At 62.2% G+C, this 22,329-nt stretch carries 19 protein-coding genes; 5 read left to right on the top strand and 14 right to left on the bottom strand.

From position 1 onward, the window contains the following. Window positions 1–16 precede the first annotated feature (16 nt). The 10 genes from B9Z51_RS03845 to B9Z51_RS03890 form a co-directional block, all read right to left on the bottom strand. A complete protein-coding gene (locus B9Z51_RS03845; protein WP_108371912.1) occupies window positions 17–922 on the bottom strand; it encodes a DMT family transporter in 906 nt (301 codons plus the stop codon). After that, window positions 922–2,544, bottom strand: a complete 1,623-nt coding sequence (locus tag B9Z51_RS03850; protein WP_108371913.1) for a gamma-glutamyltransferase family protein — start codon at window positions 2,542–2,544, stop codon at window positions 922–924. The genes B9Z51_RS03845 and B9Z51_RS03850 overlap by 1 nt, the downstream gene beginning before the upstream one ends. A gap of 1 nt (window position 2,545) precedes the next feature. Then, window positions 2,546–3,520, bottom strand: a complete 975-nt coding sequence (locus B9Z51_RS03855) for a tripartite tricarboxylate transporter substrate binding protein (protein WP_108371915.1) — start codon at window positions 3,518–3,520, stop codon at window positions 2,546–2,548. Between the two features lie 245 nt (window positions 3,521–3,765). Then, window positions 3,766–5,280 carry a tripartite tricarboxylate transporter permease gene (locus B9Z51_RS03860; protein WP_108371917.1) on the bottom strand — a complete coding sequence of 505 codons (1,515 nt, stop codon included), beginning with the start codon at window positions 5,278–5,280 and terminating at the stop codon, window positions 3,766–3,768. A gap of 10 nt (window positions 5,281–5,290) precedes the next feature. Next, entirely contained in the window at window positions 5,291–5,779 is a 489-nt protein-coding gene (locus tag B9Z51_RS03865) for a tripartite tricarboxylate transporter TctB family protein (RefSeq protein ID WP_108371919.1), read from the bottom strand. A gap of 159 nt (window positions 5,780–5,938) precedes the next feature. Continuing rightward, window positions 5,939–6,709, bottom strand: coding sequence for a spermidine synthase (locus B9Z51_RS03870; protein ID WP_108371921.1), 771 nt, complete (start codon window positions 6,707–6,709; stop codon window positions 5,939–5,941). Beyond that, entirely contained in the window at window positions 6,706–7,266 is a 561-nt protein-coding gene (locus B9Z51_RS03875) for a DNA-deoxyinosine glycosylase (RefSeq protein ID WP_108371923.1), read from the bottom strand. The genes B9Z51_RS03870 and B9Z51_RS03875 overlap by 4 nt, the downstream gene beginning before the upstream one ends. Further along, complete coding sequence (locus B9Z51_RS03880; RefSeq protein ID WP_108371926.1) at window positions 7,263–8,117, bottom strand: TatD family hydrolase; 855 nt, start codon at window positions 8,115–8,117, stop codon at window positions 7,263–7,265. The genes B9Z51_RS03875 and B9Z51_RS03880 overlap by 4 nt, the downstream gene beginning before the upstream one ends. An 18-nt stretch (window positions 8,118–8,135) precedes the next feature. Beyond that, the gene (gene lolD, locus B9Z51_RS03885; RefSeq protein ID WP_108372704.1) at window positions 8,136–8,831 is read right to left on the bottom strand and encodes a lipoprotein-releasing ABC transporter ATP-binding protein LolD; all 696 of its coding nucleotides are present in this window, start codon (window positions 8,829–8,831) and stop codon (window positions 8,136–8,138) included. Window positions 8,832–9,102: 271 nt separating this feature from the next. Then, entirely contained in the window at window positions 9,103–10,371 is a 1,269-nt protein-coding gene (locus B9Z51_RS03890; protein ID WP_108371928.1) for a lipoprotein-releasing ABC transporter permease subunit, read from the bottom strand. 90 nt (window positions 10,372–10,461) lie between these two features. Between B9Z51_RS03890 and nhaA the strand changes: the two genes are divergently transcribed. Next, a complete protein-coding gene (gene nhaA / locus B9Z51_RS03895) occupies window positions 10,462–11,646 on the top strand; it encodes a Na+/H+ antiporter NhaA (RefSeq protein ID WP_108371930.1) in 1,185 nt (394 codons plus the stop codon). 122 nt (window positions 11,647–11,768) lie between these two features. Next, window positions 11,769–12,638 carry a phosphatase PAP2 family protein gene (locus tag B9Z51_RS03900; RefSeq protein WP_108371932.1) on the top strand — a complete coding sequence of 290 codons (870 nt, stop codon included), beginning with the start codon at window positions 11,769–11,771 and terminating at the stop codon, window positions 12,636–12,638. 338 nt (window positions 12,639–12,976) lie between these two features. On the opposite strand, the gene B9Z51_RS03905 is transcribed toward B9Z51_RS03900, so the two are convergent. From B9Z51_RS03905 to B9Z51_RS03915, 3 genes are all read right to left on the bottom strand, one after another. Further along, entirely contained in the window at window positions 12,977–14,260 is a 1,284-nt protein-coding gene (locus B9Z51_RS03905) for an O-acetylhomoserine aminocarboxypropyltransferase/cysteine synthase family protein (RefSeq protein WP_108371934.1), read from the bottom strand. 234 nt (window positions 14,261–14,494) lie between these two features. Then, window positions 14,495–14,962 (bottom strand): CoA-binding protein, encoded by a 468-nt coding sequence (locus tag B9Z51_RS03910; RefSeq protein ID WP_108371936.1) that lies wholly within the window; start codon window positions 14,960–14,962, stop codon window positions 14,495–14,497. Between the two features lie 224 nt (window positions 14,963–15,186). Then, window positions 15,187–16,371 carry an MFS transporter gene (locus tag B9Z51_RS03915; RefSeq protein WP_108371938.1) on the bottom strand — a complete coding sequence of 395 codons (1,185 nt, stop codon included), beginning with the start codon at window positions 16,369–16,371 and terminating at the stop codon, window positions 15,187–15,189. Window positions 16,372–16,469: 98 nt separating this feature from the next. Between B9Z51_RS03915 and B9Z51_RS18365 the strand changes: the two genes are divergently transcribed. From B9Z51_RS18365 to recJ, 3 genes are all read left to right on the top strand, one after another. Next, on the top strand, window positions 16,470–16,613 hold the full coding sequence (locus B9Z51_RS18365) for a hypothetical protein (protein WP_158272819.1): 144 nt from the start codon (window positions 16,470–16,472) through the stop codon (window positions 16,611–16,613). A 61-nt stretch (window positions 16,614–16,674) separates the two neighbouring features. Continuing rightward, complete coding sequence (locus tag B9Z51_RS03920; protein WP_108372706.1) at window positions 16,675–17,622, top strand: hypothetical protein; 948 nt, start codon at window positions 16,675–16,677, stop codon at window positions 17,620–17,622. A gap of 18 nt (window positions 17,623–17,640) precedes the next feature. Then, the gene (recJ, locus tag B9Z51_RS03925) at window positions 17,641–19,350 is read left to right on the top strand and encodes a single-stranded-DNA-specific exonuclease RecJ (RefSeq protein ID WP_108371940.1); all 1,710 of its coding nucleotides are present in this window, start codon (window positions 17,641–17,643) and stop codon (window positions 19,348–19,350) included. Between the two features lie 1,700 nt (window positions 19,351–21,050). Here recJ and B9Z51_RS03930 read toward each other — a convergent pair. After that, the gene (locus B9Z51_RS03930; RefSeq protein WP_108372708.1) at window positions 21,051–22,235 is read right to left on the bottom strand and encodes an acyl-CoA dehydrogenase; all 1,185 of its coding nucleotides are present in this window, start codon (window positions 22,233–22,235) and stop codon (window positions 21,051–21,053) included. Window positions 22,236–22,329 lie beyond the last annotated feature (94 nt).

Genomic DNA, 22,329 nt, shown 5'->3' on the forward strand with positions numbered 1-22,329 from the left:
GTTGATCTCCTGAAAGTTAACTTGTGCGGCCCGCTGGCCGCGTCACCCAAAACACACCACTGACCACCAGACAGGTGCCCGCAATGACCCATGCATTGAAGGGCTCCCCCAGAATCAGCACGCCCATCACAATGGTTGACATGGGGCCGATCATGCCCGTCTGAGCGGTGAGGCCCGGCCCAATGCGCTCAATGGCCATCATGACCAACAGCACCGGCAAGGCGGTGCAGGCCGTGGCGTTGAGCAGCGACAACCAAAGCACAGGTTCGGGCACCAGCGCGGCCCCCAAAGGCCTGAGCAGCGCAAACTGCAGCAGGCAAAAAAAGCAGGCCACCGATGTGGCCAGGCCCGCCAGGCGCAAAGAGCCCAGGCGCTGCACCAGCTGGCCGCTGTAGATCATGTAAACCGCATAGGTGAAGGCGCTGCAAAACACCAGCAAGGCCCCCAGCGCAGCATGCGTTCCGGCCAGACTGACCTCGTGCCCGAACACCAGCAAGACACCAGAGTAACTGATGGCCATAGCCACCGCCTGGCGCGTGGTGATGCGTTTTTTGAACAGCACCCAGCCCAGCACCAGCACCAGCGTGGGGTTGAGGTACAGGATCAAACGCTCGAGCGAAGCGCTGATGAACTCCAGCCCCCAAAAATCCAGAAAGCTCGACAGGTAATAACCACAGAAACCCAGGCCCATCACGCCCAGCCAGTCTCGCCCCGTGAGGGCAGCCTTGCCCCGCCCGGCCCACCAAGCCATGAGCAAAAACATGGGCAGCGCAAACAGCATGCGATACATCAAAAGCGTGACCGCATCCACGCCATGGCGATAAGCCAGCTTGACGATGATGGCTTTACCGCTGAAGGCAATCGAGCCCGATGCGGCCAAAAGCAAACCTGTGGTGGCTTTGGAGTAATGCGTGCCCACCATCAAAAGCCCACCGCCTGCCCGTCACGGCGCGGGTCGCTGGCCGCCATATAGCCTTCCACCCCCGGATCGCCCATGCGCCAGATGAACTGGCCAGCGCCAAAGTCCTGGTAAGAGTCATTGATGATGTCCAGCTCATGACCGCGAGCGATCAGGCCCTGCACCGTCTGGCCATTCATGGCGGCTTCGACGTTGATGTTCATGCCGCTGTTGTAGCGCCAGCGCGGTGCGTCGCAGGCGGCTTGTGGGTTCTGCTGGTAATCCAGCATGCGCACCAGGGTTTGCATGTGGCCTTGGGGCTGCATATTGCCGCCCATCACCCCGTAGCTCATGACAGGCTGACCGTCTTTGGTAAGGAAGGCCGGGATGATGGTCTGGAAAGGCCGCTTGCCAGGCTTGACCAAGTTGGCCATGTTGGGGCCGTTCAGGTTGGTGCTGAAACCATGCCCCCGGTTTTGCAGGCTGATGCCGTAGGTCGGCTCCACCACGCCCGATCCAAAGCCCATGTAATTGCTCTGGATGAAGCTGATCATCATGCCGTTTTCATCGGCCGCCGTCAGGTAAATCGTGCCGCCTTTGACCGGGTTGCCCGCCTGGAAGTTTTGCGCCTTCTTCATATCGATCAGCTTGGCACGGCTGGCCAGATAGGCCGGGTCGAGCATCTGCTCGGGCGTGACTTCCATGTAGCGCGGATCGGCCACATAGCGGTACACGTCGGCAAAGGCCAGCTTCATGGCTTCAATCTGCAGGTGCTGCGAATCGACGCCATCCACCGCATGGCTAGCCAGGTCAAAGTTGGACAAGATGCCCAAGGCGATCAGCGCCGCGATGCCCTGCCCGTTGGGCGGGATCTCGTGCAGGGTGTAGCCCCGGTAGTCTTGCGCAATCGGCTTGACCCATTCGGGCTTGAAGTCGGCCAGGTCTTTGGCGGTGATGCTGCCGCCGTTTTCCTTGGCGAACTTTTCAATCGCCTCGGCGATCTCGCCGCCATACAGGGCCTGGCCCTTTGTGGCGGCAATGGCTTTGAGGCCCCGCGCTGCGTTCTTGAACTGGAACAGCTCGCCCACTTCGGGCGCACGGCCCCAGGGCAAAAAGCTCTGCGCAAAGCCGGGCAGTGACTGCAACTCGGGTGTGGCTGCCGCCCACTTTTGCTGCACCACCACCGGCATCAAATAACCGCGCTCGGCCACATCGATCGCGGGCTCCAATAAATCGGCAAAGGGCAGCTTGCCAAAGCGTTCACTCAAAGCCACCCAGCTGGCCACCGCACCGGGCACAGTGACCGAGTCAAAGCCACGCTTCGGCGGCGTGACCGCGTCGGCGCCGTATTTGCGGTGAAAGTAATCGGGCGTCCAGGTGGCCGGTGCCGGGCCGGAGGCGTTGAGGCCATGGAGCTCTTGGCCATCCCAAAGGATGGCAAAGGCGTCGGAGCCCAGACCATTGCTGACGGGCTCCGTCAAGGTGATGACAGCGGCGGCAGCGATGGCGGCATCGACCGCGTTGCCGCCTTTGAGCATCATGCGCAGACCCGCCTGCGCGGCCAGCGGGTGCGAGGTGGACACCACATTGCGCGCAAACAGTGGCAGGCGGGTGCTGGTGTAGGGGTATTGGTTTTGAAAGTGCATGTCAGTCCAGCGTGATCTTGCGTTCACTGATGATTTTTTTCCATTTGGCCGATTCCTTGGCCAGCATGGTGGTGAATTGGGCTGGCGTGCCGCCCACGGGCTCAATGCCCAGGCGGTGCAACTTGTCGATGACTTCAGGATCTTGCAGCACCTGATTGGCGGCGGCATTCACACGCGTCACCACATCCGCGGGCAAGCCTTTGGGGCCAAACAGACCAAACCAAGTGGTGGACTCGTAACCCGGCAACACATCGGCAATCGGGGGCACGCCGGGCGCCAGCGGTGTGGCCTTGAGCGAGGTCACACCCAAAGCACGCAAACGGCCATCGCGCACATGCGGCAAGCCGGTGGGCAAGCTGTCAAACAGCACATCGACCTTGCCACTGACCAGATCCGGAATGGCCAGGGCCGTGCCCTTGTAGGGAATGTGCACGACAAACACATCGGCCTGTGACTTGAACAGCTCAGCCGTCAACTGCACGATGGTGCCGTTGCCGCTCGATGCGTAATTCAGGCGGCCCGGGTTCTTTTTGGCGTGGTCGATCCATTCCTTCACCGTCTTGGCCGGGGAACTGTTGGGCACCAGCATGATGCTGGGCGCATTGCCCACCTGGCTGATGGGGGTGAAATCTTTCACCGCGTCATAGGGCATGCGCGGGTTCAGGTTGGGGCCAATCGAGTGGGTGCTCGATGTCGCCAGCAGCAAGGTGTAACCGTCCGGCTGCGCTTTGGCCACCAGGTCCGAGCCCAGGGTACCGCCCGCGCCAGGCCGGTTTTCCACGACCAGGGATGCGCCCATTTTTTCGCTGAGTTTTTGCGACAGCGTGCGGGCAAACAAATCGGTGGCGCCCCCGGCCGGGAAAGGCACGATGAGCCGAACGGGCTTGACGGGGTAGGTCTGTGCTTGCACCACTGCCCCCAAGGGCCAGGCCAGCACCAAGGCCAGAGCGGTGTAAATCAGGTGTCGTTTTTTCATGAAATGCGCCCTCACAAAAAGAAAAAAGTGAGCCCATTGCCCATCGTGACAACCATTTTGGCAGAGGCACAGGCGGCGCGGCGCCCACGGGTGACATGACCCCGCTTCAAGGCCGCACAAAGCTTGTGGCTGCGAGACCTATCGCTTGTAAGGCACGACCTGCAAATACTGCGGCACCATGACAAACGGCCTCCGAAGAGGCCGTTTGTCAATGCACTGGGGGGACCCCGGGCATCAGGCGGCGGTCATTCTTCCACGAAGGCTTCTTCACGTTTGGATTTGACCGAAGGCAGCAGCACGATGATCAGCAGCACCAGGGCAGCCGCCAACAGGCTGGCCGACAGGGGACGCGTCACAAACACGCTCCAGTCACCACGCGACAGCAGCATGGCGCGGCGCAGGTTCTCTTCCATCATCGGGCCCAAAATGAAGCCCAGCAGCAAGGGCGCTGGCTCCACACCCAGCTTGATGAAGGTGTAACCGATCACACCAAACATGGCCACCATCCAGATGTCGAAGGTGTTGTTGTTGGTCGAGTACACACCGATCGCGCAGAACAGCACGATGGCCGGGAACAACCAGCGGTAAGGCACTGTCAGCAGCTTGATCCACATGCCGATCAAAGGCAGGTTCAAGATCACCAGCATCAGGTTACCGATCCACATCGAGGCAATCAGGCCCCAGAACAGTTCGGGGTTGCTGGTCATCACCTGGGGGCCAGGCTGGATGTTGTGGATCGTCATCGCGCCCACCATCAAGGCCATCACGGCGTTGGGCGGAATGCCCAGCGTCAGCAAGGGAATGAAGGAGGTTTGCGAACCGGCGTTGTTGGCCGACTCAGGCGCGGCCACACCACGGATGTTGCCTTGACCGAAAGGCACTTCACCGGGCTTGAGCTTGGTTTTCTTCTCGATGGTGTAGGCCGCAAACGCTGCCAGCAAGGCACCGCCACCAGGCAAGATGCCCAGGATGGAGCCGATGGCCGTGCCGCGCAACACGGCAGGCACCATGTTCCGGAAGTCTTCTTTGGTCGGCATCAAGCCCTGCACCTTGCCGGTGAAGACTTCGCGGTCTTCCTCTTTTTGCGACAGGTTGGAGATGATTTCGCCGTAGCCAAACACACCCATGGCGATCACGATGAAGCCAATGCCATCGGTCAATTCGGGAATGTCAAAGCTGAAGCGCGCCACGCCAGAGTTCACGTCGGTGCCGACCAGGCCCAGCAGCAAACCCAACACGATCATGGCCACGGCCTTGAGCAAAGAGCCAGAAGCCAACACCACGGCGCCGATCAAGCCCAAAATCATGAGCGAGAAGTATTCGGCAGGGCCGAACTTGAAGGCCACTTCGGTCAAGGGCGCAGCAAATGCAGCCAGGATCAAGGTGCCCACACAACCGGCAAAGAAAGAACCCAGACCGGCAGCAGCGAGCGCCGGACCCGCCCGCCCTTTACGGGCCATCTGGTAGCCGTCGATCACCGTGACCACCGACGACGATTCGCCAGGCAGGTTCACCAAAATCGCGGTGGTCGATCCGCCGTACTGGGCGCCGTAGTAAATACCGGCCAGCATGATCAGCGCAGCCACGGGGGGCAGTGCATAGGTCGCGGGCAGCAGCATGGCGATGGTGGCGACTGGGCCAATGCCAGGCAACACACCAATCAGCGTGCCCAACAGGCAGCCGATGAACGCATAAATCAGGTTCTGAAAGGTGAATGCCACCCCAAAACCGAGGGACAGGTTATTGATCAGATCGGTCATGAATGTCTCCTCAGCCGACGATGAAAGTGGGCCACACAGGGAACTGCAACTTCAGCAGCACGATGAAAGCCAGGTAGCTGCCAATGGACAGCACCACGGACAGGATCAGCACTTCCTTGAGGCTGAAGGTGTCACCGGCCAGGCTGGCCACAATCGTCACACCAAAAATGGCCGCGATCAGGCCCATGGCCGGAATGCCCACGCTGGGCAAGCCACCCAGCAAAATACCAAACAGCAAGTTGGCCGCGATGATGTAGAACAAAGGCTTCCAGGCCCAGGCGCCAATCTTGTCGCCGCTGGGTGTCTCAACCACAAGGGCCTTGAACATGACCACGCTGCCCAGCAGTGCCAGGATGATGCCCAGCAACAGCGGGAAGTAACCCGGCCCCATGCGGCCACCGGTGCCAATGGTGTAGTTGGTCGCACCATAGGCAAATGCAGCACCGACGACGGTGAACATCAGCCCTGAGAAAAAGTCTTTTTGACTCTTGATTTTCACGAGATATCTCCTCTGATTGAGTTGGGGTGATTCTGCGTGAAGATGCTCTCTTGGCGGATGTGGGTTACACCTATATCCCGAGGGTGACAAACCGATGGTTTACCCTGATGCGCTCGGGTATTTTTTCCCGATTTTGTGACCCCTGTAGTGACTTCGCATTCACTTGGTCAGTGGCTTGAAAACGCGCAACCACTTGGGTGCGGGCAAGCCCCACTTTTCCTGAATTTTGTCGGCGGCCGCCAGCAACTGCTCGCGCTTGGGCCGCGAGGCGGTGCGCTGCGCCAGCACGATGGCATTGCCTTCACGGGTGGGCTTGAAAATCCACACCGCGTCTTCGCCAAAGGTGGCGCAGATTTTTTCCACACTTTCGCCATAACTCGACGAGCGGCCAAACAGGTTCACCGTCATCACGCCTTGCGGGGTCAGCACATCGCGGCAATGGCGGTAAAAGTCGGGCGTGTCCAACACGGGCGCGGCGGCTTCTTCGTCGTACAGGTCAACCTGCAAAGCATCCACCGTGCCCCGCCACTCTTCCTTTTGAATCTCCTGCAGGGCATCGGCCAGCACCACACGCAAGCGTTCATCGTCGGGCGGCAGGCGAAACCAGCCCCGGCAAGCGTGCAGCACCCCGGGGTTGAGTTCGATGGCAGTGCAGGTCATCTTGAGTTTTTTGTAGCAAAACTTGGTGATCGTGCCCGCCCCCAGGCCCAGCTGCATGGCGTGGGCGCCTTTCACATCGGCGTGCGGGTAAAACAGCAGCCAGCCAAACATGCGCTGCACATATTCCAGTTCGATGTCGTAGGGTCGATCGAGGTACATCGAGCCCTGAATCCACTCGGTGCCCAGGTGCAGGTAACGGATTTCGCCGTCTTCCGAGAAGTTGACTTCGGGCAGTTCAATGGCTTGGGCGCCAGCTTTTTTTCGGCTCATGGAGTGGTTCTGTGGTGCATGGCGCTGTCGTCAGCGGGCGGTGTCATCACGGCCCGCCAGGCGGCCAGTTTTTGTTCAAACGTCCAGGACGCGTGGGCCGGACTGGTCGATGGTAGGCGATGAATCGTCACCCGCCCGGCCAAACCGGCCACTTCCAGCGCTTTTTTGAGCACCCGGGCGTGGCGAAAGCTCTCGCCACCGTTGTGCGCGATGGTGCTGAGCTGTGGGCACTGCATCAGCAGGCCCGGAAAATCATTGAGCTGGGCCTGCTGAATGGCACTGTCCAGGCTGCCCTCGCGCTCGCAAGCGGCATACACATCCCACACGCCCACACCTTGCGACAGCAGGCATTGGCAGCGCCGGGCGTAATCGCGGTCTGCGGGCCACCCGGCATCGGGCCACAGCGCCTGCATGATGGGCCAGAACTGGTTTTGCGGGTGCGCGTAATACTGCTGCGCCCGCAAGGACTTGACGCCCGGAAAACTGCCCAGCACCAGAATTTGAGTGGCGCGCGAGACCAGCGGGGCCAGACCTTGCAGCCGTGGGCTTGCACTCATGCCTGCACCACCCTAGTGGCCGGAGTGGCCAGTGCGGCCAGCCGGGGCAAGGCCCGCTGGGCATTGGCGGTGGTGAGCTGCGCCAGCGCCGCCAGCGGCATGCCACGCAACTGGGCCAGCTGCTGGGCAATGCGGGGCAACTCGGCCGGGCTGTTGCGCCCTTGCGGCAGGCCCAAGGCGCGTTGTTCGGCGGTCTGGTAGAGCCAATGCGGGGGCATGTCGGGCGCATCGGTTTCCAGCACCAGGGCGCTCGCGGGCAGCTCAGCGGCCAGGCGGCGCAACTGCAAAGCCCGGTCGTAAGTCAGTGCCCCGCCAAAGCCCAGCGCACAACCCAGGGCCACAAACGCCTGCGCCTGCTGAATGCTGCCATTGAAGGCATGCGCTATGCCGCCGGTCACCGCCGCCTGGCGCAAGCCCTTGAGCAAGAGATCGGCCGATCGGCGCACATGCAAGATCACGGGCAGGCCATGCTTTTGCGCCAGTTGAAGCTGCGCCGTGTAGAAAAACCATTGGCGCTCACGCATGGCGGGCGTGCACAGCGCAGGCACAAAATAATCCAGCCCGATCTCGCCCACCGCCACCAGTCTGGGGTCTGCTTGGCGTTCGGTCAGCGCAGCGTCCAGCGCCTGCAAATCGTCGTCCTGGGCCTGCGGCACATACAGCGGGTGAATGCCCAGGGCATACGCATCGCCGTCCCGTGCCGCCAGCTGCGTCACACGCGCCCAATGCGAACGCTCAACGGCCGGGATCACGCACAAGCTCACCCCCTGCTGGCGCGCCTGCTGTCTCACCGCATCGCGGTCCGCATCGAATTCGGCCGCGTCCAGGTGGCAATGGGTGTCGATCCACATGGCGCGATCTGCCGCCGCTCAAACGGACGCTTGCAGCACGCCCTTGACCAGGTGCAGCTGCCGGTCACAACGCGCGGCCAGCGCGGCGTCGTGCGTGACCACCACAAAAGCGGTGCCACGTTCGCGGGCCAGCTGCAGCATCAGGGCAAACACGCCATCGGCGGTTTCGCGGTCCAGATTGCCGGTGGGCTCGTCGGCCAGCACGCAAGCGGGCTCATTCACCAGGGCGCGGGCCAGCGCCACACGCTGGCGTTCGCCCCCCGACAGCTCGGAAGGCCGGTGGTGCAAGCGTTTGTCCAGGCCCACACGCGCCAGCCACTGCGCCGCCACCAGGGCGGCATCGCTGCGCTTTTGACGGCGAATCCACAGTGGCATGGCCACGTTGTCCAGGGCGCTGAACTCGGGCAGCAAATGGTGAAACTGGTAGACAAACCCCAGGTAGCGGTTGCGCCACTGACCTTGCTCAGCCGGGTTCAAAGCCGACAGCAACTGGCCTTGCAACTGCACACCGCCCTGGGTGGGCGCATCCAGACCGCCCAGCAAATGCAAAAGCGTGCTCTTGCCCGAGCCCGACGCACCCACTATGGCCAGCGTCTCGCCCGCGTGCACCTGCAGGTCCACGCCTTGCAGCACGGTCACGTCCAGACGACCTTCGGTGAATCGCTTGGTCAGGCCTTGGGCCTTCAACACGACATCTGCTTTGGGACTGCGCAGGGGTGGGCTTGATAGCGATCGACTGTCATCGAGCGGGCTTGAAAGTGACGTGCTGGTCAGGGACAAGCCTTCCAGAGGCAAGCTTGCCTGCGAGGGGCTGGCCACACAGGGGCTCACTGTCGTGAGGCTGTCCACTACAGGCGGCAAATCGCAAGCCCCCGTGGTGCCGGAGTCAGGCTCCGGCACAGTACCCGTGGTCGACGTCGTCACGGCGCCCAAGCTGGGCGTGGCTAAGGAGCCCAAGGTCTCGGGCAGCGTGGGCAGAGAAAGTTTATTCATAACGCAAGGCCTCCGCCGGGTTCACTTGGCTGGCGCGCCAGCTGGGGTAGAGCGTGGCCAGGAACGCCAGCACCAAAGAAATGATGGCAATCGGCCAGATGTCGCTGGCCAGCGGTTCGCTGGGCATGCGGCTGATCAGGTAAATGTCACGCGGCAAAAAGCTGGCGTTGAACAGCCGCTCCAACCCAGGCACGATCACGTCGATGTTGAAGGCCACCAGCAGGCCCAGCCCCAAACCGCTGAGCGTGCCAATCACGCCCACTGTGGCGCCCTGCACCACAAAAATGCCCATGATGCTGCGCGGGCTGGCGCCCAAGGTGCGCAAGATGGCGATGTCGGCGCGCTTGTCGGTCACCGTCATCACCAGCGTGCTGACCAAGTTGAAGGCCGCCACCGCCACGATGAGCGTGAGGATGATGAACATCATGCGTTTTTCGACCTGCACGGCGGCAAACCAGGTTTTGTTTTGCTGCGTCCAGTCGCGCACAAAGAACCGGCCGCCCAGTTGCATCTGCAAATCGCGCCCCACTTCGCGGGCCAGGTGCAAGTCGCGCAGCTTGAGCCGGATGCCGCTGGGACCTTCAAGCCGGAACATGCGGGCCGCGTCGTCCACATGCATCATGGCCAACGCAGAGTCGTATTCGTAGTGGCCCGAATGGAAGGTGCCCACCACCTCCATCTGTTTCATGCGTGGCACCACGCCCGCTGGTGTGACTTGCCCGGAGGGCGAGACCAGCGTGACCGGGTCACCGGTTTGAACGCCCAGGTTTTGCGCCAAATCGGCGCCCAGCACGATGCCAAACTGCCCCGGCACCAGCCGCGCCAGCACGCCCGCTTGACCATCCGCCGACAGATCGGTCACCTCAGGCTCCAGCGCCGGGTCAATGCCGCGCACCATCACCCCCTTCATGTCTTCGCCCCGCGCCAACAAGGCCTGCGCGGTGATGAAGGGTGCAGCGCCCAGCACATGCGGATGTGCCTTGAGTTTGACCAGCACCTCGGGTAAGTCAGCCACCGCGTTGCCATCGGCGGCATACACCTCGATGTGCGAGACCACGCCCAGCATGCGGTCACGCACCTCGCGCTGAAAACCGTTCATCACGCTCAGCACAATGATCAGCGCCGCCACGCCCAAGGCAATGCCCAGCATGGACACGCCCGAAATGAAGGAAATGAAGCCATTGCGCCGCGTGGCGCGGCCCGCGCGCGTGTAGCGCCAGCCCAGCACCAGCTCGTAAGGGATATTTTTAAAAAACGACATGGGGCCTATTGTGCAATGCGGCTCCATGAGCACCCGCACGAGCAGGGACTCAAATACCGACTTGGGTCCTGAATTGGTCACAATGTGCGCATGAAATCTGACAACGACTCTGCCTTTGTGCGCTTTTTTGCCAACGAATCGGCTGCCGGCATGGTATTGGCCATGGCGGCCATGGCCGCCATGCTCATCAGCAACTCACCATGGGGACAGTGGTACGCATCCTTTTTGCACATGCCCGGCCAAGTGATCATCGGGGACCAGGCCTTGGTGCTGTCCAAACCGCTGATCGTTTGGGTGAACGACCTGTGGATGGCGGTGTTCTTCTTTTTGGTGGGGCTGGAAATCAAACGCGAGTTTCTCGAAGGCGAGTTGAGCGGCCCCGGCCAGTTGGCGCTGCCCGCCGTGGCAGCACTGGGCGGCATGGTCCTGCCCGCACTGATTTACACCGCCTTCACTTGGGGCGATGACTTGGCCTTGCGCGGCTGGGCCATTCCGGCAGCCACCGACATTGCCTTTGCTCTGGGCATTGTGGCCTTGCTGGGCTCGCGAGTGCCCTTGTCGCTCAAGGTGTTCCTGACCGCCGTGGCCATCATCGACGACTTGGGGGCCATCGTCATCATTGCCCTGTTCTACACCTCGAGCCTGCACTGGCCCATGCTGTTGGGGGCACTGCTTGCGGGCTTGGTGCTGCTGAGCTTGAACCGATGGCGCATCACCCGAACAGATGTGTACATCGTGGTCGGCCTGGTCATGTGGTTGTGCGTGCTCAAGTCCGGGGTGCATGCCACGCTGGCCGGGGTGGTCACGGCGCTGGCCATTCCCATGCGGGATGCACAGGGCCAATCTCCGCTGGAATCCCTGGAGCACGGGCTGCACCCTTGGGTGGCATTTGTCATCTTGCCCTTGTTTGCGTTTTGCAATGCCGGGGTGGTGCTGTACGGCGTGAGCCTGAGCACCTTGATGTCACCCATCCCCCTGGGCATTGGCCTGGGTTTGCTGCTGGGCAAAGCTGTGGGGGTGTTTGGCGCTGCGTACCTGATGGTTCGATCCGGCCTGGCCCAAGCCCCCACCGAAGCATCGACCCGCCAACTGCTGGGCGTGAGCATCTTGTGCGGCATTGGCTTCACCATGAGTTTGTTCATCGGCGGCCTGGCGTTCAGCGGCCTGGGTCCGGCTTATGAACTGCAGCTCAAATTGGGCGTATTGGGTGGCTCCACGTTGGCTGGCCTGTTGGGCGCCTTGGTTTTGGGGGTAGGCAAGCAGACGAAGGGTTGAGTCCCATCCAAGAACCCTTTTTTCAGGGTGTTTTCACTTAAAAAGTCACGGTTGTGACGGTTTGACCGGGACAGGCGCAGCAAAACTTGCACGTCGCATGCCCGCACGCCAGAAAACCCACCATGACAACACACATCGCCACGCCAAAGACAACCTTCCTCATTGCCTTGTTGAGCGCCATCCCCGCCGCCCTGCTGCTGAGTGCCTGCCAGACCGCCCCAGTCAAAACTGCCGAGCCCCCCACCTCACCCGACGTGGTGGGCGAGTTCCGCAAGGGTTCGGGCTATCTGAATGGCTACCTGGACCGCAAAGCCCTGCCCGACAGCCTGGCGTTGGTGCCACCGCCGCCCACCGCAGGTTCGGCCCGCCAGGCGGCTGATCTGGAGATACACCGTCAAACCCGCGCCCTGCGCAACTCGCCGCGCTGGGAACAGGCCGCCAAAGACGTGAACCTCAAGTTCCCCGAGGCGGCCGGGGTGTTTTCATGCGCGCTGGACATGCCAATTTCGCAAGAAGCCACGCCGCACCTGAACATGTTGCTGCGTCGGACCTTGATCGATGCCGGTTTTGCCACCTACAAAGCCAAAGACCATTACCAGCGCAAGCGGCCTTTTGCCGAGCTGGGTGAAACCACCTGCGCGCCCAAGGAAGAAGCGCATTTATCCAAAGACGGCTCTTACCCCTCGGGACACGCCGCCTTGGGCTGGGCCTGGGGCCTGATCCTGACCGGCGTGGCGCCCGACAAGGCCGACGCCTTGCTGCAGCGCGCCCACGCCTTTGGTGACAGCCGCATGGTGTGTGGCGTGCACTGGCAAAGCGACCTGGAAGCCGGTCGCGTGGTCGGTGCCGCTGCCGTGGCCCGATTGCAAGCCGACCCGGTGTTTCAGGCGCAAGCCCAGCTGGCGAGGGCCGAGATTGCCTCCGCCCGAGCCAAAGGCCTGAAGTCAGACCGGCAAGATTGCGCCGCCGAGGCCGCGGCCCTGAAGCGCTGAAAAGGAGTGCCGACCTACAAAACACAAGGCGGTGTCCCGCAGGTCGGCGGTCGAAGACCCCGACATGAGGCTGTGCCGGAACCCGAATACATGGGCCTGCGCCGGAGCCCGCATGTCGGACTCTCCGAGTGCCGACCTACAAAGCACAAGGCGGTTTCCCGCAGGTCGGCGGTCGAAGACCCCGACATGAGGCTGTGCCGGACCCCGGTACATGAGCCTGCGCCGGAGCCAGTATGTCGGACTCTGCGAGTGCCGACCTACAAAACACAAGGCGGTTTCCCGTAGGTCGGTGGTCGAAGACCCCGACATGAGGCTGTGCCGGAGTCCGAAATGGGTTTTCAGAGGCAAGCCTTGTCCAACGCTTGATCGATGTCCCACAAGATGTCGTCCAAATTCTCCAAGCCCACCGAAATGCGCACCATGTCGGGCGGCACGCCTGCGGCCAGTTGCTGGGCAACGCCCAGCTGGCGGTGGGTGGTGCTGGCGGGGTGGCTGATCAGGGTGCGGGTGTCACCGATGTTGACCAGGTGGCTCATGAACTGGGCCGACTCGATGAACTTGACACCCTGCGCCAGACCGCCTTTCACACCAAAGGACAGCAGGCCCGAGGCCCCGCGCATCTGGCGCTGCATCAGGGCGTGCTGTGGGTGATCGGGCAGGCCGGGGTAGTTGACCCAGGCCACACGCGGGTCGGCCTGCAAAAACTTCGCCACGCCCAGCGCGTTGTCGCAGTGCTTTTGCATGCGCAGGGGCAGGGTCTCGACGCCTTGCAAAATTTGCCAAGCGCTCATGGGGCTGAGCGATGCGCCAAACACACGCAGGCTTTCCATGCGGCAGCGCATGGTGAAGCCAAAGTCGCCAAAGGTCTCGTAAAACTTCACGCCGTGGTAACCCTGCGAGGGCTCGGTCATGCCCGGAAACTTGCCGTTGTCCCAAGGAAATTTGCCGCCCTCAACCACCACGCCACCCAAGGTGGTGCCGTGGCCCGCTAAATATTTGGTGGCCGAATGCACCACGATGTCGGCCCCCAGCGACAAGGGGTTGCACAGCAGCGGGCTGGGCACGGTGTTGTCGATGATGAGCGGCACGCCGTGCGCGTGGGCCACCTCGGCCACGGCCGCGATGTCCAGCACCACCATGCTCGGGTTACCCAAGCTTTCGGCGTACACCGCGCGGGTGTTGGGGCGCATGGCGGCGGCAAAGGTTTCGGGTTGGGTAGCGTCCACAAAGGTGGTCTCGATGCCGAACTTGGCCAGGCTCACGGCCAGTAGGGTGACCGAGCCGCCGTACAAAGCCCCGGCCGCCACCACATGGTCGCCCGCTTGCAAGATGGTCATCAGCGCCATGGTTTCGGCCGCCATGCCCGAGGCACTGGCCACGGCAGCGCGCCCGCCTTCGAGCGCGGCCACACGTTCTTCGAGCACCGCCACCGTGGGGTTGCTCAGGCGCGAATACACATTGCCAAAGGTCTGCAGGTTGAACAGCGAGGCGGCGTGCTCGGCGCTGTCAAACACAAAGCTGCTGGTTTGGTAGATGGGCAAGGCGCGTGCGCCGGTGGCCGCGTCGGGAATCTGTCCGGCGTGGATGGCCAGGGTTTCGGGGTGGAATTGGCGGTCGGTCATGGTGTTGGGGATGAATAAAAGGGGTCAAAAATGGCAAGTGCAGAGCGATTGATCCGGCCCTGTGTCGTTTGAAGTGGAGGGCTTGTCTTGGGCTTAGCGGTCAGCAATATCTGTGTGGGAGCCCCGCCTTCGGGGCGATGGGTGTTGGTCTGCGAGGCTCCATCGCGGCGAGGGCGCCGCTCCTACAAAAAAGGGTTCATGCAAACATCATCGGACCTGATCCATAAGAAGCTTTCACACCAGCCGCCGCGCCGAAATGATGCCGGTGTTCACGCCCACCCAGTTCAGGCCGCCAAACAGCCGGGCGTGTTCGATCTTCACGCAGCGGTTGGTGACCGAGTCCAACCCGGCTTGGCGGGCCAGCGCATCGGCCTCGGGGTTGGCCACGCCCAGTTGCTGCCACAGGCACTTCGCGCCAATCTGCACCGCTTGCTCGGCAATCGGCAACACGTCTTCGGTGCGGCGAAACACATCGACCATGTCCACTTGGAAAGGAATGTCTCCCAAGCTGGCATAGCAGATTTCACCGAGGATCTCGCCGCCCGCATAGCGAGGGTTGACCGGCACGATCTTGAAACCGTGCGACTGCATGTACTTGGCCGCAAAGTAGCTCGGCCGGTGCCACTCGGCCGACAGACCCACCACGGCGATGGTGGGGCACGTTTTGAGGATGCGCCTGAGCGCGTGCAAATCGTTGTGCATAAAGTCCTTTTGTCTTTTCAGCGTCGTTCCGTTGAAACCTCAAGCTTAAGCGGTGCAAGGATATTTGTAGGAGCCCACAGGCGATGGTTTTTGTCTTTGTAGGAGCCCACCCTGTGGGCGATTTCACGCACATCGCTAAGGCAAGCCATCGCCCACAGGGTGGGCTCCTACAAAAAACCATCCACCTCCATGTCGAGTCCATCTGCTGCCAACAGATCGCAGGCTCAATACGTCACCTGCCCGCTGCGCTTCATCTGCCTCGAGGCCCAGGTGGCGCTCAGCGACAACACGCCGCACACCGCCATCACGCCCAAATAATGGCCGCTGTGGTCAAACACCGCCCCGGCCAGCACCGGCCCCAGCAAGTTACCCAAGGCCGCGCCGCTGTAGAGCGTGCCCACCACGCTGGCCACCGATTTGCCGCCAAAGTAGTCCATGCAAATGGCGGGCAAGAGCGACACGATGGAGCCATAACTCAAGCCAAACCACAGCGCAAACACCACCAACAACCCCTGCCCGCCTGCCGCACCCCACAGCACATACGACGCGCCCATGGACAGCTGCATCAGCACCAGCGTCTGCGCCCGCCCCAGCCGGTCGGCCAGCAGGCCAATGGCAAAGCGCCCCACCAAACTGCCCACGCCAATCAAGCCCACCAGCCCCACGGCAAAGGCTTCGCCCAAGCCCAGATCACGCGCCGAGGCCGACACATGGGCAAATGGGATGAACATCACCGGGGAGGCCAGCACCGTGGCCAAGTACAGCCAGCGGAAAGTGGGGCTGCGCAAAGTTTCGCGCAAACTCAGGCCAGAGGCCGAGCCACCTGCCCCCGAGGACGGGGCAGCAGGTGCGCGCCGCAACAAAGCTGCCGCCACCAAACCGAGCACCAAGACCCCCAGCGCCAACACCCGCATCGCCTCGCGCCAGGGCATGGGGCCAATGGCCATGGCCACCAGCACAGGCACCAGCAAGGTGCCCGCGCCCACGCCCGAACTGGCAATGCCCCCGGCCAAACCGCGCCGGGTGGTGAACCAGGGTTGCACGCTGGCAATCGACGGGGTGTAGACGAGCGCAATGCCCAGGCCCACCAACAGGCCGTAGCTCACGTACACCGCCAACAGCGAAGACGCCCAACTGGTGGCCAGCAAGCCCAGTGCAATCAAAGCCATGCCGGCCGAGCAGACGATGCGTGGACCCAAGCGGTCGGCCAGCATGCCGCCGCCCGCGCCCAGCACAAAGTAGACAAAACCCGAGAGGCCAAAAATCCAGGACACATCAGCCCGCTGCGCCGAAAACTCGGCTGCAAACGATTCAAAAAACGCCGCGAACGAATACGACACCCCGAAGATCAGGGCCAGGCACACAAACGTGGCCCAGACCACCACCCAGGCGTAGGGGGTTTCTTTCATGGTGTCTCCGTATGTTTCTCAGGTGTTGGCGATTGTGCCCTCTAGGCACAGTCGCAACTGCCCATAATGAACACCCCAACACCGTCAATGAATTTGCCATGTACCAGGACCCTTGCCCCCCGCACACCTCCAAAAGCCTGGAGGACGTGGTGCTCAAATTCATTGAGAAAAACAACCGGGCCATTTGGGCCGTCATTTTTGCCGTGGCCTTGGCCGTGATTTACGGCATGAATGCCCACTGAGCCCACGCTCTCACGCCTGCAGCCCCAAGCAAGGACTTGGGGCCTGCGACAATCAGCCCCCATGCACCTGATCATTCCCTACGCGGCCAGCCACGCCTTCACCGGCCCCGAGGTCTGGGGCGGTTTGCAGCTGCCCCACTTGCACACCCTGCTGGGCCAATTGCAGCGCCAACAGGTCTGGCAAGACCCTGAGCCCACCCCCTTGCACCTGCCCCACGAACGCCTGCAGGCCCAAGCCCTGGGCTGGAGCAGCGACGCCACGGCCCTGCCCTGGGCCGCTTGGCATCATGCACAACACGGCCAGACCAGCACACAGGCCCAAGCCTGGATGACGCCCTGCCACTGGCAAGTGGGCATGGACCAGGTGGTCATGACCGACCCGGCGCACCTGCACTTGACCGACGACGAGTCGCAGCAACTGCTGCAAGCCATGCAACCCTTTTTGCAGGAAGACGGCCTGCAAGTGACTTGGCACAGCGCCTTGCTGTGGCATGCCCAGGGCGAACTGTTGGCCGATCTGGCCACCGCTTCGCTGGACCGCGTGATCAACCAGAACGTCAAAGCCTGGATGCCCAACAGCCCGGCGGCCAGACCACTGCAGCGCCTGCAAAGCGAGATGCAAATGCTGCTGTACAACCACCCCGTCAACAACGCCCGCGATGCGCGCAGGCAAATCGCCGTGAATTCTTTTTGGCTGCACGGCGCGGGCAGCTTGCCAGTTGGCACACAGCCAAAGGTGCACCCCGTGACCGTGACAGAGAGCCTGCGCACAGCCGCCTTGCATGGCGATGTGCCGGCCTGGCGGCAAGCCTGGCAGCAGCTGGATGCCACCGCCGTGGCCGATGTGCTGGCCCACTTCAAAGCCACTGGCCAGGCCACGCTGAGCCTGTGCAGCGAACACGCTGCCCACACCTACACCGCTGCACCTGCGGCCTGGCACCAGCGGATCACCCGCCTTTTCAACAAGACCGCCCCTGCGGCGGCATTGGCAGCCCTCATCACCCCTTAAACGCTCATTGATTGCCCCATGAATTTGCTCACCCGAGATGTGCCCCCCCGCAGCGCCTGGGCGCTGGAACAAGCGGGCATCCACCCCCTGCTGGCCCGCCTGTACGCTGCGCGCGGCGTGCAGTCCAAAGAAGAACTCGACGATGCGCTGAACCTGCTGCTGCCCCCGGCGGGCATGCTGGGCACGCACGAAGCGGCGAAGATGCTGGCCGACGCCATCGCGCACAACAAGCGCTTGTGCATCGTGGCCGATTACGACTGCGATGGCGCGACCGCCTGCGCCGTGGGCGTGCGCGGGCTGCGCATGCTGGGTGCCCAGAACGTGAGCTATCTGGTGCCCGACCGGGTAGTCGACGGCTACGGCCTGACACCCCCCATTGCCCAGCGCGTGCACGCGCAAGGGGCCGATGTGCTGATCACGGTGGACAACGGCATCGCCAGTGTGGCGGGCGTGCAAGCTGCGCAAGCCCTGGGCCTGCAGGTGCTGGTGACCGACCACCATTTGCCGGGCAACGAACTGCCCACGGCCGAGGTCATCGTCAACCCCAACCAGCCCGGCTGTGCCTTTGCCAGCAAGTCCATCGCCGGTGTGGGCGTGATGTTTTATGTGCTGCTGGCCCTGCGCGCCGAACTGCGCCAGCGCGGCGTGTTTGACGCCAGCAACCAACCGAGGTTGGACGCCCTGCTGCCGCTGGTGGCTTTGGGCACCGTGGCCGACGTGGTCAAGCTCGACCCCAACAACCGCCGCCTGGTGGCCCAAGGCCTGCGCCGCGTGCGGGCGGGCGCATTGCCCCCGGGCATGTCGGCGCTCATGCGAGCGGCCAGCCGCGAAACCGCCAAGGCCACGACCTTTGACTTTGGTTTTGCCTTGGGCCCACGCATCAACGCCGCAGGCCGCCTGGCCGACATGACGCTGGGCATCGAATGCCTGCTGACCGACGACGCGGGCCGTGCTGACGAGCTGGCCAAGCAGCTGGACGCGATCAACCGCGAACGCCGCGTGATCGAGGGCGACATGCGCGAGATGGCCATGGAAATGGCCGAGTCGCTGTTTGACGAGGGCGACGAGCCGCCCCCGGCCATTTGCGTGTTCGATCCGGACTTTCACGAAGGCGTGGTCGGTATCGTGGCCTCGCGCATCAAGGACAAGCTGCACCGCCCCACGTTCGTGTTTGCGGCCAGCAGCGCGCCGGGTAAGGAACACGAACTCAAGGGATCGGGCCGCTCGATTGCGGGTTTTCATTTGCGCGACGCGCTCGACCTGGTGGCCAAACGCGCCCCGGGCGTGCTGTTGCGTTTTGGTGGGCATGCCATGGCGGCGGGCTGCACCATTGCCGAAGAGCACCTCGATGTGTTTGAAGAAACCCTGAACCAGGTGGCCATGGAATGGCTGGACGCCGCCACGCTGCAACGCCGCCTGGAAACCGATGGGCCGTTGCCCGCCGAATACCGCAGGGTCGATTTGGTGGACATGTTGCACCACGAGGTCTGGGGCCAAGGCTTTGCGCCACCCGTGTTTTGTGAAGAGATCGAGATCGTGTCGCAACGCTTGGTGGGCGAGAAACACCTGTCACTCAAGATGAAACACCAGGGCCAGCCGGTGGACGGCATCTGGTTTGGCCGCACCGAGCCGCTGCCTGCAAGGGTGAAGCTGGCTTATCGGCTGGACGCCGACGAGTGGCAAGGCCAAAAGCGCGTGCGGTTTTTGGTGGAAGGCGCAGAGCTGTAACCCCAACATCACCGCTCATCGCACACATGTCGGACTCTGCGAGTGCCGACCTACGAGAAGACCTTTGGTGTTGTAGGTCGGTGGTCTAAGACCCCGACATTTGCTTGCCATGCCCACAGGCCCATGACAAACATCACCGCTCACCCCAGAAACGTCGGACTCTACGAGTACCGACCTACGGTAAGACCTGTGGTGTTGTAGGTCGGTGGTCGAAGACCCCGACGTTTGCTTGCCATGCCCACAGGCCCATGACAAACATCACCGCTCACCGCAGAAACGTCGGACTCTGCGAGTGCCGACCTACGGTAAGACCTGTGGTGTTGTAGGTCGGCGGTCGAAGACCCCGACATTTGCTTGCCATGCCCACAGGCCCATGACAAGCAGCACCGCTCATCGCAGAAACGTCGGACTCTGCGAGTACCGACCTACGAGAAGACCTGTGGTGTTGTAGGTCGGCGGTCGAAGACCCCGACGTTTGCTTGCCATGCCCACAGGCCCATGACAAACATCACCGCTCACCGCAGAAACGTCGGACTCTGCGAGTGCCGACCTACGGTAAGACCTGTGGTGTTGTAGGTCGGCGGTCGAAGACCCCGACGTTTGCTTGCCATGCCCACAGGCCCATGACAAGCATCACCGGTCATCCAAGAAACGTCGGACTCTGCGAGTACCGATCTACGAGAAGACCTGTGGTGTTGTAGGTCGGCGGTCGAAGACCCCGACGTTTGCTTGCCATGCCCACAGGCCCATGACAAACATCACCGCTCACCGCAGAAACGTCGGACTCTGCGAGTGCCGACCTACGGTAAGACCTGTGGTGTTGTAGGTCGGCGGTCGAAGACCCCGACGTTTGCTTGCCATGCCCACAGGCCCATGACAAACATCACCGCTCATCGCAGAAACGTCGGACTCTTCGAGTGCCGACCTACGGTAAGACCTGTGGTGTTGTAGGTCGGTGGTCGAAGACCCCGACATTTGCTTGCCATGCCCACAGGCCCATGACAAACATCACCGCTCACCCCAGAAACGTCGGACTCTGCGAGTGCCGACCTACGTGGAGGCTTGTGGTGTTGTAGGTCGGTGGTCGAAGACCCCGACGTTTGCTTGCCATGCCCACAGGCCCATGACAAACATCACCGCTCACCGCAGAAACGTCGGACTCTGCGAGTGCCGACCTACGGTAAGACCTGTGGTGTTGTAGGTCGGCGGTCGAAGACCCCGACGTTTGCTTGCCATGCCCACAGGCCCATGACAAACATCACCGCTCATCGCAGAAACGTCGGACTCTTCGAGTGCCGACCTACAAGAAGACTTGTGGTGTTGTAGGTCGGCGGTCGAAGACCCCGACATTTGCTTGCCATGCCCACAGGCCCATGACAAACATCACCGCTCACCGCAGAAACGTCGGACTCTGCGAGTGCCGACCTACGTGGAGGCTTGTGGTGTTGTAGGTCGGCGGTCGAAGACCCCGACATTTGCTTGCCATGCCCACAGGCCCATGACAAGCAGCACCGCTCATCGCAGAAACGTCGGACTCTGCGAGTACCGACCTACGAGAAGACCTGTGGTGTTGTAGGTCGGCGGTCGAAGACCCCGACATTTGCTTGCCATGCCCACAGGCCCATGACAAGCATCACCGGTCATCCAAGAAACGTCGGACTCTGCGAGTGCCGACCAACAAGGCTACCGGGTTGCGTGGGTCAATTGGAGAACGCCGCGATGCCGGTGATGGCGCGGCCCAGGATCAGGGCGTGCACATCGTGCGTGCCTTCGTAGGTGTTGACCACTTCCAGGTTGACCAAGTGGCGGGCCACGCCGTATTCGGCGCTGATGCCGTTGCCACCCATCATGTCGCGCGCCAGGCGGGCGATGTCGAGTGCCTTGCCACAGCTGTTGCGCTTGAGGATGGAGGTCACTTCCACCGAGGCAGTCCCTGCGTCTTTCATGCGGCCCAGCTGCAAGCAGCCCTGCAGGCCCAGGCTGATTTCGGTCAGCATGTCGGCCAACTTCTTTTGGATGAGCTGGTTGGCGGCCAAGGGGCGGCCAAACTGCTGGCGGTCCATCACGTATTGGCGGGCGCGGGCGTAGCAGTCTTCGGCAGCGCCCAAGGCACCCCAGGCGATGCCGTAGCGGGCGCTGTTCAGGCAGGTGAAGGGGCCTTTCAAGCCGCGCACTTCGGGGAAGGCGTTTTCTTCTGGGCAGAAGACTTCGTCCATGACGATCTCGCCCGTGATCGAGGCGCGCAGACCAACTTTGCCGTGCACGGCGGGGGCCGACAGGCCTTTCCAGCCTTTTTCCAAAATGAAACCGCGAATGGCGCCACCGTCATCCTTGGCCCAGACCACGAACACGTCGGCGATGGGGCTGTTGGTGATCCACATCTTGGCGCCGGACAGGCTGTAGCCGCCGGGCACCTTCTTGGCGCGGGTGATCATGCTGCCGGGATCAGAGCCGTGGTTGGGTTCGGTCAGGCCAAAACAGCCGACCCACTCGCCACGGGCCAGCTTGGGCAGGTACTTTTGCTTTTGGGCTTCGGTGCCAAACTCATTGATCGGCACCATCACCAGGGATGACTGCACGCTCATCATGGAGCGGTAGCCCGAGTCCACGCGCTCGACTTCGCGAGCGACCAAGCCGTAGCAAACATAGTTGAGGCCTGCACCGCCGTATTGCTCGGGGATGGTGGCGCCCAAGAGGCCCAGCTCGCCCATCTCATTGAAGATGGCGCGATCGGTGGTCTCATGAAGAAAGGCGTCCGTCACGCGGGGCAGCAGGCGTTCCTGGCAATAGGCGCGGGCGGCCTCGCTGACCTGGCGCTCGTCATCGGTGAGTTGAGACTCGAGCTGAAAAGGGTCAGACCAGGAAAAGCGGTGACTGGAACTCATGATGGTGTCTTTCAAAAAACAAGAAGATGCTGCGATCCTAGAGTGAAAACCGCCAAGAATCAAACGATTGTTTTTCACCCAGATATGACATTTT

The sequence above is a fragment of the Limnohabitans sp. T6-5 genome (genome assembly GCF_003063315.1).
GTDB lineage: Bacteria > Pseudomonadota > Gammaproteobacteria > Burkholderiales > Burkholderiaceae_C > Limnohabitans_A.